Origin of the sequence: Thiocapsa roseopersicina (genome assembly GCF_900106925.1) — a bacterium.
GTDB classification, from domain to species: domain Bacteria; phylum Pseudomonadota; class Gammaproteobacteria; order Chromatiales; family Chromatiaceae; genus Thiocapsa; species Thiocapsa roseopersicina.
This window is the reverse complement of record NZ_FNNZ01000003.1, coordinates 217729-231075: the sequence shown is the minus strand read 5'-3', so window position 1 is coordinate 231075 and position 13347 is coordinate 217729. Positions and strand designations below refer to the sequence as shown.

Annotated in this window: 9 protein-coding genes and 1 tRNA gene; 1 reads left to right on the top strand and 9 read right to left on the bottom strand. The window is 64.1% G+C overall.

Features of this window, described 5'->3' with window-relative positions:
• Nucleotides 1-98 precede the first annotated feature (98 nt).
• Nucleotides 99-572, bottom strand: coding sequence for a YbhB/YbcL family Raf kinase inhibitor-like protein (locus tag BLV04_RS05270; protein ID WP_093028817.1), 474 nt, complete (start codon nt 570-572; stop codon nt 99-101).
• Between the two features lie 507 nt (nt 573-1079).
• Between BLV04_RS05270 and fusA the strand changes: the two genes are divergently transcribed.
• On the top strand, nt 1080-3125 hold the full coding sequence (fusA, locus tag BLV04_RS05265; protein ID WP_093028815.1) for an elongation factor G: 2046 nt from the start codon (nt 1080-1082) through the stop codon (nt 3123-3125).
• A gap of 307 nt (nt 3126-3432) precedes the next feature.
• Here fusA and BLV04_RS05260 read toward each other — a convergent pair.
• The 8 genes from BLV04_RS05260 to dnaJ form a co-directional block, all read right to left on the bottom strand.
• Nucleotides 3433-3509, bottom strand: a tRNA-Met gene (locus BLV04_RS05260).
• A gap of 329 nt (nt 3510-3838) precedes the next feature.
• The gene (locus tag BLV04_RS05255; protein ID WP_093028813.1) at nt 3839-4321 is read right to left on the bottom strand and encodes a hypothetical protein; all 483 of its coding nucleotides are present in this window, start codon (nt 4319-4321) and stop codon (nt 3839-3841) included.
• A gap of 233 nt (nt 4322-4554) precedes the next feature.
• On the bottom strand, nt 4555-5991 hold the full coding sequence (locus tag BLV04_RS05250) for a c-type cytochrome (RefSeq protein ID WP_093028812.1): 1437 nt from the start codon (nt 5989-5991) through the stop codon (nt 4555-4557).
• 60 nt (nt 5992-6051) lie between these two features.
• Nucleotides 6052-7218 carry a lipocalin-like domain-containing protein gene (locus BLV04_RS05245; protein ID WP_175534506.1) on the bottom strand — a complete coding sequence of 389 codons (1167 nt, stop codon included), beginning with the start codon at nt 7216-7218 and terminating at the stop codon, nt 6052-6054.
• A 7-nt stretch (nt 7219-7225) separates the two neighbouring features.
• Complete coding sequence (locus BLV04_RS05240) at nt 7226-8026, bottom strand: M48 family metallopeptidase (protein ID WP_245731732.1); 801 nt, start codon at nt 8024-8026, stop codon at nt 7226-7228.
• Between the two features lie 182 nt (nt 8027-8208).
• Complete coding sequence (locus BLV04_RS05235; protein WP_093028806.1) at nt 8209-10632, bottom strand: fatty acid cis/trans isomerase; 2424 nt, start codon at nt 10630-10632, stop codon at nt 8209-8211.
• A 27-nt stretch (nt 10633-10659) separates the two neighbouring features.
• Entirely contained in the window at nt 10660-11475 is an 816-nt protein-coding gene (gene dapB, locus BLV04_RS05230; protein WP_093028804.1) for a 4-hydroxy-tetrahydrodipicolinate reductase, read from the bottom strand.
• 478 nt (nt 11476-11953) lie between these two features.
• The gene (gene dnaJ, locus BLV04_RS05220; protein WP_093028800.1) at nt 11954-13084 is read right to left on the bottom strand and encodes a molecular chaperone DnaJ; all 1131 of its coding nucleotides are present in this window, start codon (nt 13082-13084) and stop codon (nt 11954-11956) included.
• Nucleotides 13085-13347 lie beyond the last annotated feature (263 nt).

Genomic DNA, 13347 nt, shown 5'->3' with positions numbered 1-13347 from the left:
AAATTCACTTAAACCGCGTCCGCTGCACCCCTTGCATGTCACCGCGACGCATCATCACCTGATAACCTCGCGTGTCGCTCCAAGACGCGGTTTAACGCTTAACGCTTCTCGTAGATGCCGACCAGCTCGGTGCGACCGAGGATATGGTCTTCCATTGCAAGCAGGAGCTCGTCCTTGGTCGGGGTTCCCAACTCGCTCGGCAGGCGGATATCGAGCGCATAGAGACGATGGAAATAGCGGTGACAACCAACCGGCGGACAAGGTCCGCCATAACCGACACGTCCCCAAGTGTTGATTCCTTCGCCGGTCCCGACGGGTAGACGGTCGGAGGTCATTCCTTCGGCGAGCATGGCCTCGGGAGGCAGGTTATAAAGAATCCAATGATCCCAGACCATCCGCGGAGCGGCGGGGTCAGGGGCATCCGGATCATCGACGATCAAGACCAGGCTAGCCGTACCTTCGGGAAGACTCTCCCACGTCAGAGGCGGCGAGATGTCTTCTCCCTCGCAGGTGTAGCGCACGGGGATGTGCGCTCCGTCGGCAAAAGCGTCCGATTTCAGAACCATTGACATCTTTACGTCTCCACAGATGTGCTAACCTATGGGGCATCAACGCCCCGTCGTCCCGTTTCGACATCGATTCGGGTCACGGAGTTTTCATCGAGCAGAAACACCGCGGCTACGCCGATCAAACCCGCGGTGCCGCATCCCCTTCAAGGATAGCGCGAATACAGGCATTCGAGCTCGAGAATCGATTGGTCCGTACAGGCGGACAGGATTGCCTCGATAGCGTTTTTCCTCTCCATAGCTGTGCGTCCTTCGGCGGCCGATCGGCCGCCTTTTTTTGGCCTGCGATTCGGGCACGTACACGGATCCGCTCGCGCCCCCTCGCCACGAGCATATCGAGCCCCGAGCCACCGCTCCGACTTGATCCGCGACAGGCCAAGACACGAATTCCGATCGATCCCCGATCAGGGCCGCACCCGAGTTACGGTATAATTTCGGCCCGTAAACGAATCTCGACGGGAAGCCGCACGACGACGCGCCCGCACCTCACCAAACGCCACTACAGGATCACCGATGTCTGATTACAATGCCGAGGACGTCCGCAACCTTGCCCTGGTCGGTCACGCCGGATCCGGCAAGACCACGCTGGTCGAAGCGCTGCTCGCCGCGACCGGAGTGATCTCGACCCCCGGCAGCGTGACCAAGGGGACCACGGTCTGCGACTTCGATCCGATGGAAAAGGAGCTGCTCCACTCGCTGGACGCCTCCATCACCAGCTTCGACGCGCACGACAAGCACGTCAACCTAATCGACACCCCCGGCTATCCGGATTTCCTGGGGCGCTCCATCTCGGTCCTGCCGGCCGTGGAGACCGCGGCGATCGTCATCAATGCGCAGTCCGGGATCGAGCCGATGACCCTGCGGATGATGAAGGCAGCCGACAACCGCAACCTCTGCCGCATGATCATCGTCAATCAGATCGATGCACCCGATGCCGATCTGGCTCAACTGACCGATCAGATCCGCGAGACCTTCGGCGCCGAATGCCTCCCGATCAACCTGCCCGCAGAGGGCGGCAAGCGGGTCATCGACTGCTTCTTCCAGCCAAGCGGCGAAGGTGCCGACTTTTCATCCGTTGCCGAGGCGCACAGCCGGATCATCGACCAGGTGGTCGAGGTCGACGAAGCCCTGATGGAGGTCTATCTCGAGCAGGGCCAGGAGCTCAAGCCCGAGCAGCTGCACGATCCCTTCGAGGCGGCGCTGCGCGAGGCCCACCTGATCCCGATCTGTTACGTGTCGGCGGCGACCGGGGCCGGCATGAGCGAGCTGATCGAGATCATCACGCGCCTCATGCCGAATCCCTCGGAAGGCAATCCGCCGCCCTTCCTCAAGGGCGAAGGCGCCGCCATGAGTCCGGTGAGCGTCGATCCCGATCCAGCCAAGCACGCCATCGCGCATGTCTTCAAGATCATCAACGACCCCTTCCGCGGCAAGCTCGGGATCTTCCGTATCCATCAGGGACGCATCACGGCGCAAAGCCAGCTCTACATCGGCGACGCGCGCAAGCCGTTCAAGGTCAACCATCTGTATCGTCTCCACGGGGCCGAGCAGATCGAGGTCCCCGAGGGCGTTCCCGGCGACATCCTGGCGGTATCGCGCATCGACGACATCCATTTCGACGCCGTGCTGCATGACTCGCACGAGGAGGACAACTTCCACCTCTCGAGCCTGGAGTGCCCGGTTCCGCTGTTCGGCCTCGCGATCCACCCGACCAAACGCGGCGACGAGCAGAAGCTGACCGATGCCCTGCACAAGCTCGAATCCGAAGACCCCTGCTTCCACGTCGAGCACAACGCCGCCGCGAACGAGACGGTCATGCGCGGACTCGGCGAGCTGCATCTGCGCGTGCTCTTGCGCCGACTCGCGGATCAATACCATGTCGAGGTCGAGACCCATCCGCCGAGCATCCCTTACCGCGAGACCATCACGGCGCACGCCGAGGGACATCATCGGCACAAGAAGCAAACCGGCGGTGCCGGACAGTTCGGCGAGGTCTATCTGCGTGTCGAGCCCATGGAGCGCGGCGCCGGTTTCGAGTTCGTCGATGCCGTCGTCGGCGGCGTGATCCCGAACAACTTCATCCCCTCGATCGAGAAAGGCGTGCGGCAGGTGCTCGACGAAGGCGCCATCGCCGGTTATCCGATGCACGACATTCGCGTGACGGTCTACGACGGCAAGTTCCACCCCGTCGACTCCAAAGACATCGCCTTCTCGACGGCAGGGCGCAAGGCGTTCATCGAGGCGGTCGAGAAGGCCCGCCCGGTCCTGCTCGAGCCGATCGTCAAGATCCGGATCACGGCCCAAGGCACCGCGATGGGCGACCTCGCAGGCGACCTCTCCAGTCGCCGCGGCCGCATCAACGGCAGCGACAGCAAGAGCCGCGGCCGGATCGTCATCGAGGGCGAGGTCCCGCTCGCGGAGCTCGACGGCTACGATGCACGCCTGAAGGCCCTGACCGGCGGTGAAGGGACCTACAGCATCGAGCTCAGTCACTACGACACGGTGCCCGCGAACATCCAGAAACAGCTCGCCGACGCCTACCAGCGCGCGGAAGACTGACCCCGCCCCCACACGGACCGGTGCTCCGCGTCGGTCCGTGTTCCACCGCGGGAGACAACATCCCTCACCTTATGATCGAGGCTCGGGACGTCCCGGCTGCCTCGTCGTTCATTAGGTCGACCACCTCAACCTCAAACGACTCGTGATACCCGCTCCGCGGTGTGTCTCCGAGGAGAGGCTGCCGCGTCCCCTTGCTCCTGTCGCTTCCGACGAGGATCGAGCAGCCGCTTGGCGATGAAGTCGTCACGGACAAGATTCGCAGACAAAAAAAGGGCTTGCGGCGATTAACCGTAAGCCCTTTTCGTTTTGGTAGCGGGGGCAGGATTTGAACCTACGACCTTCGGGTTATGAGCCCGACGAGCTGCCTGACTGCTCCACCCCGCAACTGAGTTAACAAGATTACAGGGGAAAGGCCGATAGTGCAAGCGCTTTTTGATCATTTATTCGCTCGACCCGCATCCGACCTCCCCTTCCTGCGCAGCAGCACATTAAACCGCGTCCAGAGTGAAATGCGTCGTTCTCGTTTAGTGTCGGGCTCAAGGATTTTTCCGACTTTTGTGGGGACGCGGTTTAAAATTTAAGATTTTTTAATACCTTAAACCGCGCCAGCTCTAACGGTCGTCAAGTCTGCCGGGGCCGATCCCATCCAAAAACACCGCATACTGCGCTGGGCGCGGTTTAACTCGAAGCCGGATACGGCAACGGGCTGCCGATCACTCGGAGACAGGCTCGACCGCCACCCTGCTCGGTTTGAAGCGCTGCATATAGGGATTGTCGTGCCGGCGCTCGACGATGAGATAAGGACGGTTGGCTTTCTCGTGACACTGATTGCAGGCACCGAGCAGACGATTGTAATCGCGATCGACGCGCGCCTCGTCGCCTGATTCGGAGGATTCCTCGAGGCTCTCGAAGGTCGGCACGAGGATCTCTTTGACGAGCTTGCCGATGGGCACGCCGTCGGCATCGTCGATGTCTTCTATCTTCTCGATGACCTCTTCGACCTCGTGGATGTAGTAGGCGACAAGCGGCTTGTTTCCGGCATCGACCGCGAGACCGAGCTTGTGCGTGTAGTACTGGAGGCGCCCCATCCAGCTCACGAGTCCGAGATCATGCTCGTCGTCGCCGGCAAGGACCGGCAACGGGGCGGTCAGGAGCGCGGCAACCAGGATCACGGGGATGCTTGTCGTTCGAATCATCTGTGTTGTCCTCTTTTATGATGTGTTGAAGGTTTTTCGATGGTCGAAACCGCGTCCAGAGCGAGATGCTCATCTTCGAGCGAGCTCGACGTTGGGTGCATCCACAACCCTTAGCGGAGACGCAGTTTAAAATAATATATTTTTCAATATCTTAAACCGCGCCGACTCCAACGATCGTCAAGTCTGCCGGGGCCGATACCATCCAAAACCTCGCATACCGCGCCGGGCGCGGTTTAAAGCGACTTGAGATATTCGAGCAGGGCCAAGCGCTCGGGGTCGGTCAGATCGTCGCCGAAGGTGTGGCCCTGATTGCCGTAGCCGGGAAGGCCGGTGTCGTAGATGTGATTGCGCTCCTCCCAGCTCATGGCGCCGGCCTTGCCGTGGTCCAACGCCCGATAGGCCCAACCGAGGCCGACCTCATCATAGACCGGCCGGTCCTCGCCTTCCCGGTCGAACCGCCAGAAGGTCGGGCGCGATCGGCTGTCGAGTAGGGCTGCAATCGTCGGCACCGAGCCGTTGTGCAGATAGGGCGCGGTCGCCCAGACCCCGTCGAGCGGCGGTGCGACATAGCCGAGTGCCGGTGCAGCCTGCGACAGCTCGCCGTAGAAGGATCGTCCGAACCACTTCAGGAAGCGGTCCGCATCGCTGAAACCCTTGCGCGCGACCTCGGGGTCCGTCTTGACCTTGCCGAGCGCGATGACGCGATTCGGATAGGTCGGCTCCGCGCCGTAGGTCCCGTGACACTCCTTGCAGGTCTTCTCGAAGACCGCGGAGCCTTGCTCGGCGAGCGCGCGATCGACGGCGAAGGGGTACTCGGGCGGCTGCAGACTGGCCAGATAGGCGCGTACGTCGACGAACCAGGCGTCGATCTCGGCGGCTTCCTCGACCGAATCGGTACAGGTCGTCGAGGCGAGGATCATGTAGCGGACGTGGTCGCCGCGCCCTTCGCCGTTGTAGAACATCGCGTGCTTTTTGCTCACGTTCCACCAAGGCGGAACGCTCACCGGGAGCGGCGTCTGCGGCGGCGGCTCGATCAGCGGGGTGTCGGACCAGGCCAGCGTCTGCGGGTCGCGGTGCGCCATCAAGGCCAGTGTGAGGTTGTTCGCGGAGTTCACGCCGACGGTGTCCGTCATCATGTAGTCGGCGATGGCGCCGACCCGATCGGCCCAGCGCCGCCACTCAGTCGTTTCGGGTCCGTCCTCGACCAACGCGGCGGCTGCCTCGATCCCGATCAAGGGGTCGACGGTCAGATCGAGAAATTCGTTCCCCAGGCCCATGACCAGCTCGCCGTTGAAGGTCGACGCATGGCAGGCCAGACAGTTCGAGGTCACGATCTCGACCCCGGAAGTCGCCACATGGGAGGTCAGCATGTAAGGAAGCTCGGCGTTGCGGCCGGTCCGGCCCGGAAACTGCGGACCCGCGTCCGTCGCCGCACCCCGGGTCTTGAGATACGCCCCATAAGGCAGACCGCAGGTGACCGCCGAGCGGTTGAGGAGCGCGTCGTAACCCTTGTCGGGATCGCCCGGACGCTGGGGCGATGCCGGGATCTCTCCGACCTCGGCCTTGTAGACGCCGTCCTTTTCGGTCGGACCTCGATCGCAGCCGATCAAAGACAGCGTGAGCAGGATCAGCGAGACGTAAATCAACGGAAAACGGATGTCGAGACGCATGATGATCCGGTTGTGGTGACCTGGCCGTGATGATCCGGTTGGATTGAAAAGCCTGCGAGATCAAGTCCCCGATGGCGCAACCGCCTCGGCCGTGGTCTCGATCCGCCCGTGCCCGGCGATGGTGTCCCCGCCCAGACGACCGACGGCCTGCACGGCACCGCTCCAAATTCGGACCGCGTCGTCTGCCTCTTGATCCCGGGTGAGCGGGACGAGCTCCAGCTCCAGATCCAGGATCGGGATGCTCAACCGCCAAGCCACCGGGTAGCGTGCCCCAGTGCCGGGGCTGAGCCAGCGCTCGAACGGCTCGAGCCGGATCTCGCGGCGCCGAAAACTCTGTACCTGCCCGTCGGCGAGGATCAAGGCACAGGCGGGGATGCGTGTCCCCGTGCCGTCTTCGCGACGCAGTTGCACACACACCAGCTCGCGGTCCCGGTCGAGCTGGATCGCGAATCGGTTCAAACCGACCTGCCCCCCACCGCTAGGAAGCGTCCCCCAAGCATGATCGAGCCAGACCTGACCCTCCACCGACCGGGGCTCGCCGTCCAGTGTCACGGTGCCGGTGGCCGCCATGCGCGGGAGCAGGTACGCCTGCAACCCCAGCCCGCCGACATCCCCACCCAAGAGCCCCAAATCGGCAAACGGGATGGGTGGCTTGCCCGCAATCAGATCCAAGGTGAGCGCCGGCCCCTCGCCGTCTGCGACCAGGCGCATTCGCGGCAGCTCCGGTTGGCCGTCGGGGTGGGACAGAGACCAATCCTCGATCCAGACCGATATGGGCTGCGAGCCGGCTCCGGCGAGGCCCAGCGCAGCGCGCGTTAATCGCTCGGCCGATCGCACCCCGGGTTCGCCGGCCCGGGTGAGTGTGAGACGGCCGCGGTAGATCGCGTTGGCCGCCCACTCGGATGCGCGGACGGGCGGATTCGCAGCCAGCGCCACGCGTGTCAGGCTGAATTGGAAGTCGTAACGTCCGCCCTGCGTATCGTTGAGCTGCCCGAACAGATTCCAAAGCTCCCCGCGGTAGTCCGGATGGGCGCCATGATCCGCCGGGAAGCGCACTGGCCTGTCCGCGACAACCTCGGTAAAGCCCTCGGCGCCGAAATCGAAATCGAGCAGGGCGTCCACCGAAGGCCCCGGCATCGCGTCAGGCCCGCGGGAGCCGAGGGTCCACAGGGATACAACACCCGCGAGCAGAACCAACAGGCTGACGAGGATCAAAAGCGGCTTCATGACCGCATCAACGGCGTGCAGCTTGGTATTCGGCGATCGCCTGCGCGAGGAAACGCTGGATCTGTGCGATTCGCGCATCGTCGAGCGGATGCGTGCTCAGAAACGCCGGGGCCCCGGTTCCGCTACCCCGATTCTCGGCCTGAAAGCGCTCCCAGAATCCGACCGCCTCGTTCGGGTCGAAACCGGCTCGCGCCATATAGAGCAACCCGACTCGGTCGGCCTCGAGCTCCTGAGTGCGCGAATAGGGGAGCATCACACCGACCTCCGTGCCGACACCGTACGCCTGCATGGCCAGATCACGGGTGACCGACGATTGGCTGCCGAGTGCTGCGGTCAGCGCGGTTCCGCCCACCTGCACGAGCAGGTCCTGAGACATGCGCTCCGCCCCGTGGCGGGCGCTCACATGCGCGATCTCGTGTGCGATGACGGTGGCCAATCCGGCCTCGGTCTGCGTGATCGGCAGGATGCCGGTGTTGACGCCGATCTTGCCGCCGGGCAGCGCGAAGGCGTTGGGCTCGTCCGACTCGAACAGGACGAACTCCCAGTCCGCATGCGGGATGTTCACGACGCTCGCGATGCGCCTGCCGACGGACTGGAGCTGGGCATTGGCTTGGCGGTCACGCGAGACGGGCGTGTCCCGCTTGATCTTCTGAAACGATTGAAGGCCCAGTTGGGCCTCTTGGGCGCTATCGATCAGCAGGACCTGGCGTCGACCGGTCTCGGGTGCCGTGGCGCAACCGGCAACCGTCAACAGCGCAAAGGACACGACCAGCAGGCGATGCCATCGTGGCGAGGCAACCGCGAGCACGGATGCGCGGGGGCTCGGGCGAGGTTGGCCCCGGCGGTATGTCAGAGGAACAAGCCAGCCGAGGGTCGAGCGGGCTTGGCGAGAGGCTTGGTTAGGGCTTTGTCTTTGCATGAGTGCAACGTGGGGGCACGCCTCTCGGCACACCAGAGGCCCGACCGATCCAGGTGCTCTTGGGCGCCCAGTCAGGTCTCGGGCGCATCGTAGTAGCTCAGGTCGAGCCAGCCGGCGGCATCGCCGCGGTTCTCGACATTCCAGCGGTTGATCCAATCGTAGAAGGGCCAAAAACGCGTGCTGTCGCGCAGGATCCCGTAGCGCGAGGCGAACCGATTCCAGTCGTCTTTGCCCTGGATGGCGCGCAGATCCGTGAGGAAACGGCTCGCATCGGCCAGGTCCAGATCAATGAAGAGATTCGGGAAGCCGTTGACCAAGGTCGGGTAGAGGCTCAGCGTGTCCTCGTCCGGAAGCGCCTGACCGTTCTGGAACATCAGGGTGTACTGGGACTTGTAGACCCGATTCGCCACCAGCGAATAGACCCGATGCCGATCCTGCGGCGGACCCTCCGCACGATTCAGTCTCAGCACCAGGACGCTCGGCATCTCGGGCACGAAGCGCTGGCCCTGAACCGCAGTCAGCATCGAGACGGCCACCTCCCAGTCGTCGAAGTCCTTGACCGGGGCATCGACGGCGCGCTCGGGCTTGACCCGAGGATTGAGCCGATCCGGCAGACCGCTGATGCGCGGCCCGAGGCGTTGCGCGATCTGCTCGACCAGGTCGAGGAGCGGATCCGGCCCGCGGATATCGACCCGTGTGGGCTGGTCCGCGGTCTCGAACGGGATCAGACTCAGAGCCACGGAGCCGATGCCGCGCGTCCATTGGTGGCGGATCCGCTCGCGTTCCTGGCGCGGCAGCAGCCCGAGGAAACCGTCCTCGAACTCCTGACGCAGCATATTGAAGAAGAGCAGCGTCTCGAGCTTCCGCCCGTCGCCGGCCCAGTATTCGAAGCTGGCGACGGTGTCGTAATAGAGACGCTCCAGCCCGCTGTAGCCCATCAGCCAGAAGGTCTGCGGCATGCCTCCCTGCGCACCCCGGAGCACCGAGACGTTGGTCTCGTGGCGCAGTATTGTCAGCCAGGCGTTGCGATTCTCGCCGTCGCCGTCCCAGATCGCGTCGAGCGACCAGCCATCCGGGTCGAGCCGCGCCCGGGTCTTGGCGTAGGCCTCCAGATACTCGGCGTTGCCGACGAGCGAGCGATCCATGAAGAGGTCCCAGCCGTCGAGACCCAGGCTCGGATCCCGCACCGAGACATCGTGCTCGGGGTCCAGGAAGAAGACCCAGAACTGATCCTTGACCGCATAGGTCGCGATCTGGCCGTTGCAGACGGGCCCATAGGTGATCCCGCCGATGATGACCTCGGCGTTCTCGAGCAGGAAGCGGTAGCGCGCCTCGGCCGGGATCGCTGCGAAGACACGGAAGGGATTGCCGATATCCCAGGGCGGATCCAGATCCGCATCGGCGGCCCAGTCCGGCGACAGGAAAAGATCGCTCAGGCGCGCGATGTCGTCCGGGGCAAGACGCCAGACAAAGAAACTCTTCTGCACCGGCGCCGCGGTCAGTTTCTCCAGCCTGTACCAGAACCGCTCCGTGCCGGGATCGCCGTACGGCAGTGCGGTGGAGATGAGATCGATGGGCGTCGACTCGACCCGGCGACCGCCTTGACCGTCCTCCACCACTTGCGGCGGCGGGGTTCGGGAGCGCACCAAGCGGAAGCGGTCTCCCGGACTGTCTTCCAGGACGATGGTGGCGAGGAAGACATGCTCGAAGATGAAGCGACTGACCAGCGCCTGGCGGGGATCCGAGCCGTTGAAGAAGGCTTCCCAAGCGGCGACGGCCGTCGGGTTGCCGACCTCTTGCGCTCGGGCCTCCTCCGCCTCGGTCGGACCGGGCGAGCCCAGCGCGATCCAGTCGCGCAAGATTGCGAAGTCCTCCTCGGCGAGCGCCGGCAGGCCGAAGGGCATCCCCAGACCGGGGTGCTCCTGCAGCCGTGCGGCAAGCGCCTCGGCGGTCGAGGGGCACGTCGCCGCGAAACGTTGCAGCCGAAACGGGTCCACGGACGCACGTGAGAAGCCGGGGCCGTTGTTGCGCATGCCGGCCTCGATCATCCGAAAGAGGATGGAGTCGTCGAGATTGGTCTGCGCCGACTCGGTGCGCGCCAGGATGGGATAGAAGCCGCGCTCGCGCCATTCGGCCGTGGTCTGCGCGGCGTCCATATCCGTGCGCGGATCGGCAGTCAGACGCGTCGAGTAGGGATTCTCGCCGAAGCCGCCGCGATCGACACCGCGGTAGGAGTCCAGCTTGACGTTGCAGGGCGAGCCCAAACAGCCGTGACAGGCAATACAGCGGCGGTCGAAGATGGGTTGGACCTGACTGCCGTAGTTCGGTGTCTCGGCGGCGACGAATTCAGCGGAACCGTCGGCGATCGAAGCGCGTGCAGTGTCCTGCGGGGCCGCTGCGCGGAGCGGACCCGCCAGGATGAACGCGGCGAGAAGGATGGCAATGGCGGCTGGCCATCGCCGAATCGTCGTGCGGCCTCGTGCATCGAGATGCATCGGACAAACCTCCGAAGCGGAGAGGACTCAGAACCCCCGCAGCCCGAGGACGTCCTGCATGTCGAACAGCCCGGCTCCACGCTCGGGAATCCAGCCCGCGGCCCGAACGGCCCCACGCGCGAAGTTCATCCGGCTCGATGCCTTATGGGCGATCTCGACCCGCTCGCCGTCGGCGACGAACCAGACGCTGTGCTCGCCGACGATGTCCCCGGCCCGGATGGTCTCGAAGCCGATGGTGCAGCGCTCGCGCGGCCCGGTCTGACCTTCGCGCCCATAGACGGCGACCTCGTCGAGATCCCGGCCCAAGGCCGAGGCGATCACCTCGCCCATGTGCAATGCGGTCCCTGATGGCGCGTCGACCTTGTGACGGTGGTGCGCCTCGATGATCTCGATGTCGACCTCGTCGCCGAGCACCCGCGCGGCGATGTCCAGCAGCTTGAAGCAGAGATTCACGCCGACGCTCATGTTGGGCGCAAAGACGATGCCGATCTCCCGAGCAGCCGCGGCGATCGTATCGCGTTGCGCTGAATCGAGCCCCGTCGTTCCGATCACCATGCATTTGCCGGCAGCACGGCAGATCTCGAGATGCGCGAGCGTCGCCGCGGGCGAGGAAAAGTCGATCAGGACGTCGAAGTCGTTCAAGCACCCCGCCAGATCAGGCGTTACCGCCACGTCCAGACGCCCGACCCCCGCAAGCTCGCCGGCATCGGCCCCGAGCAACGAGCTCCCCGCCCGCTCGGTCGCCGCGCCCAAAACAAGTCCTTCGGTCTCGTTCACCGCCTGCACCAGCGTGCGGCCCATACGCCCACCCGCCCCTGCCACGGCGATCCTGATGAGTTCCATCGTAGCTCCTGATATAGCCGTCACCGATCGCGGAAACAGCGATCAACCAATATGCGTACCCGCCCGCCGCGATAAGAAACGATTCAAAAACAACAGAAAATGTAGGATGGGTAGAGCGCAGCGAAACCCATCCTAGACACTCCAACGCCCCGATCCCGGCACCGACAGAGCGCAGCGAAACCCATCCAACCCGCGCCAAGGGCATCAGACCGAAACCCGGCACTGCGGCGGTTTGGAGGATGGGTTTCGCTGCGCTCTACCCATCCTACCTGTTTATCAAGGTGTTCACTTTGGTTCTGAATCGTCACCGAGAGCCCGCGGCGCCACTCGTGCCGACTCGGCACCTCGAACCCGGCAAGTCTCGCCACATGGCCCCCGAAAAAAATTCCTGAACCGCGTCGACTCCAACGCCGACCGATGCCGACACGACCGACACCAGACTCGACTTGATCAAGGAAGCGCCGGACGCGGTTCAGCTTTAGAGCCCGATCTTGTCGATGAAGCTCTTCACGCTGTCGAGCCAAGAATGCGACTGCGGACTGTGCCGCGATCCACCCTCCTCCATACTGGCCTCGAACTCCCGCAGCAGATCCTTCTGACGCTCGGTGAGATTCACCGGCGTCTCGACCGTCACGCGACAGATGAGATCGCCGATCACACCGCCGCGCACCGGTTTCACCCCTTTGCCGCGCACGCGAAACATCTTGCCCGTCTGGGTACCGGCCGGGATCTTGAGCATCACCTTGCCGTCGAGCGTCGGGACCTCGAGCTCGCCGCCGAGCGCTGCGGTCACGAAACCGATCGGCACCTCGCAGTGCAGATGACTGTCCTCGCGGGTGAAGATCGGGTGCGCCTTGACCTGGATCTGCACATAGAGATCGCCGGGCGGTCCCCCGTGCTCGCCGCGCTCGCCTTCACCGGCAAGACGGATCCGGTCGCCGGTGTCCACGCCGGCCGGAACCCGTACCGAGAGGGTTTTCTCCTCTTGGATGCGTCCGCGACCCCGACAATGGCCACAGGCCTCCTCGATCACACTGCCCGTCCCGCGACAGGTCGGACAGGTCTGCTGGATGGAGAAGAAGCCCTGCTGCATCCGCACCTGACCGTTGCCCCCGCAGGTCGTGCAGGTCTTGGGCTTGGTGCCCGGTTTGGCCCCGGTGCCGCCGCAAAACTGACAGTCGACCTGAACCGGGATGCGGAACTTGACCTCCTTGCCGCTGACCGCGTCCTCGAGACTGAGCGACAGGTCGTAGCGCAGATCCACACCGCGCTGGGTGCGTCGAGCGCCCGAGCGCCCGCCGAAGATGTCCCCGAAGACGTCCCCGAAGATATCGGAGAAGGCCCCGCCGTCTCCGCCCGGACCACCGAATCCGCCCGCGCCGGCATCCACCCCGGCATGGCCGAACTGATCGTAGGCCGAGCGTTTTTTCGGATCGCTCAGGACATCGTAGGCCAGCTTGGCCTCTTTGAACTTCGCCTCGGTATCCGCATCCCCCGTGTTGCGATCCGGGTGATACTTCATCGCCAGGCGACGGAATGCCTTTTTGAGATCGGCCTCGCTCGCGTTGCGCGCGACGCCCAAGACCTCGTAATAATCGCGTTTTGCCATTGAATCCTAAACCGCGTCCAGAGTCGTAACCGATGGTGTCCCGGGGACGGCCTCTCGAGGACCGAGAGGTCGTTGTACGTGACGCGGTTTCGATCGAAAAAACATAACGATTTCAGACCACGCCAGCGATGGAGTTCGGCCGATTCATGCAAAGCCGAGCCGACTCGGCAACAGCGCCTGCGCCCTCGACGCGTCGATACCGCGTCGAGGGCGCTGCAGCGTGACCGGTGACAGAGCAGACCTTCCGTTCGAAACCACGCGGC

Excerpts from the sequence above, each read along its gene's own strand:
- BLV04_RS05270 (WP_093028817.1), bottom strand. The coding sequence starts at position 572 with ATGTCAATGGTTCTGAAATCGGACGCTTTTGCCGACGGAGCGCACATC.
- fusA (WP_093028815.1), top strand. The coding sequence starts at position 1,080 with ATGTCTGATTACAATGCCGAGGACGTCCGCAACCTTGCCCTGGTCGGT.
- BLV04_RS05255 (WP_093028813.1), bottom strand. The coding sequence starts at position 4,321 with ATGATTCGAACGACAAGCATCCCCGTGATCCTGGTTGCCGCGCTCCTG.
- BLV04_RS05250 (WP_093028812.1), bottom strand. The coding sequence starts at position 5,991 with ATGCGTCTCGACATCCGTTTTCCGTTGATTTACGTCTCGCTGATCCTG.
- BLV04_RS05245 (WP_175534506.1), bottom strand. The coding sequence starts at position 7,218 with ATGAAGCCGCTTTTGATCCTCGTCAGCCTGTTGGTTCTGCTCGCGGGT.
- BLV04_RS05235 (WP_093028806.1), bottom strand. The coding sequence starts at position 10,632 with ATGCATCTCGATGCACGAGGCCGCACGACGATTCGGCGATGGCCAGCC.
- dapB (WP_093028804.1), bottom strand. The coding sequence starts at position 11,475 with ATGGAACTCATCAGGATCGCCGTGGCAGGGGCGGGTGGGCGTATGGGC.
- dnaJ (WP_093028800.1), bottom strand. The coding sequence starts at position 13,084 with ATGGCAAAACGCGATTATTACGAGGTCTTGGGCGTCGCGCGCAACGCG.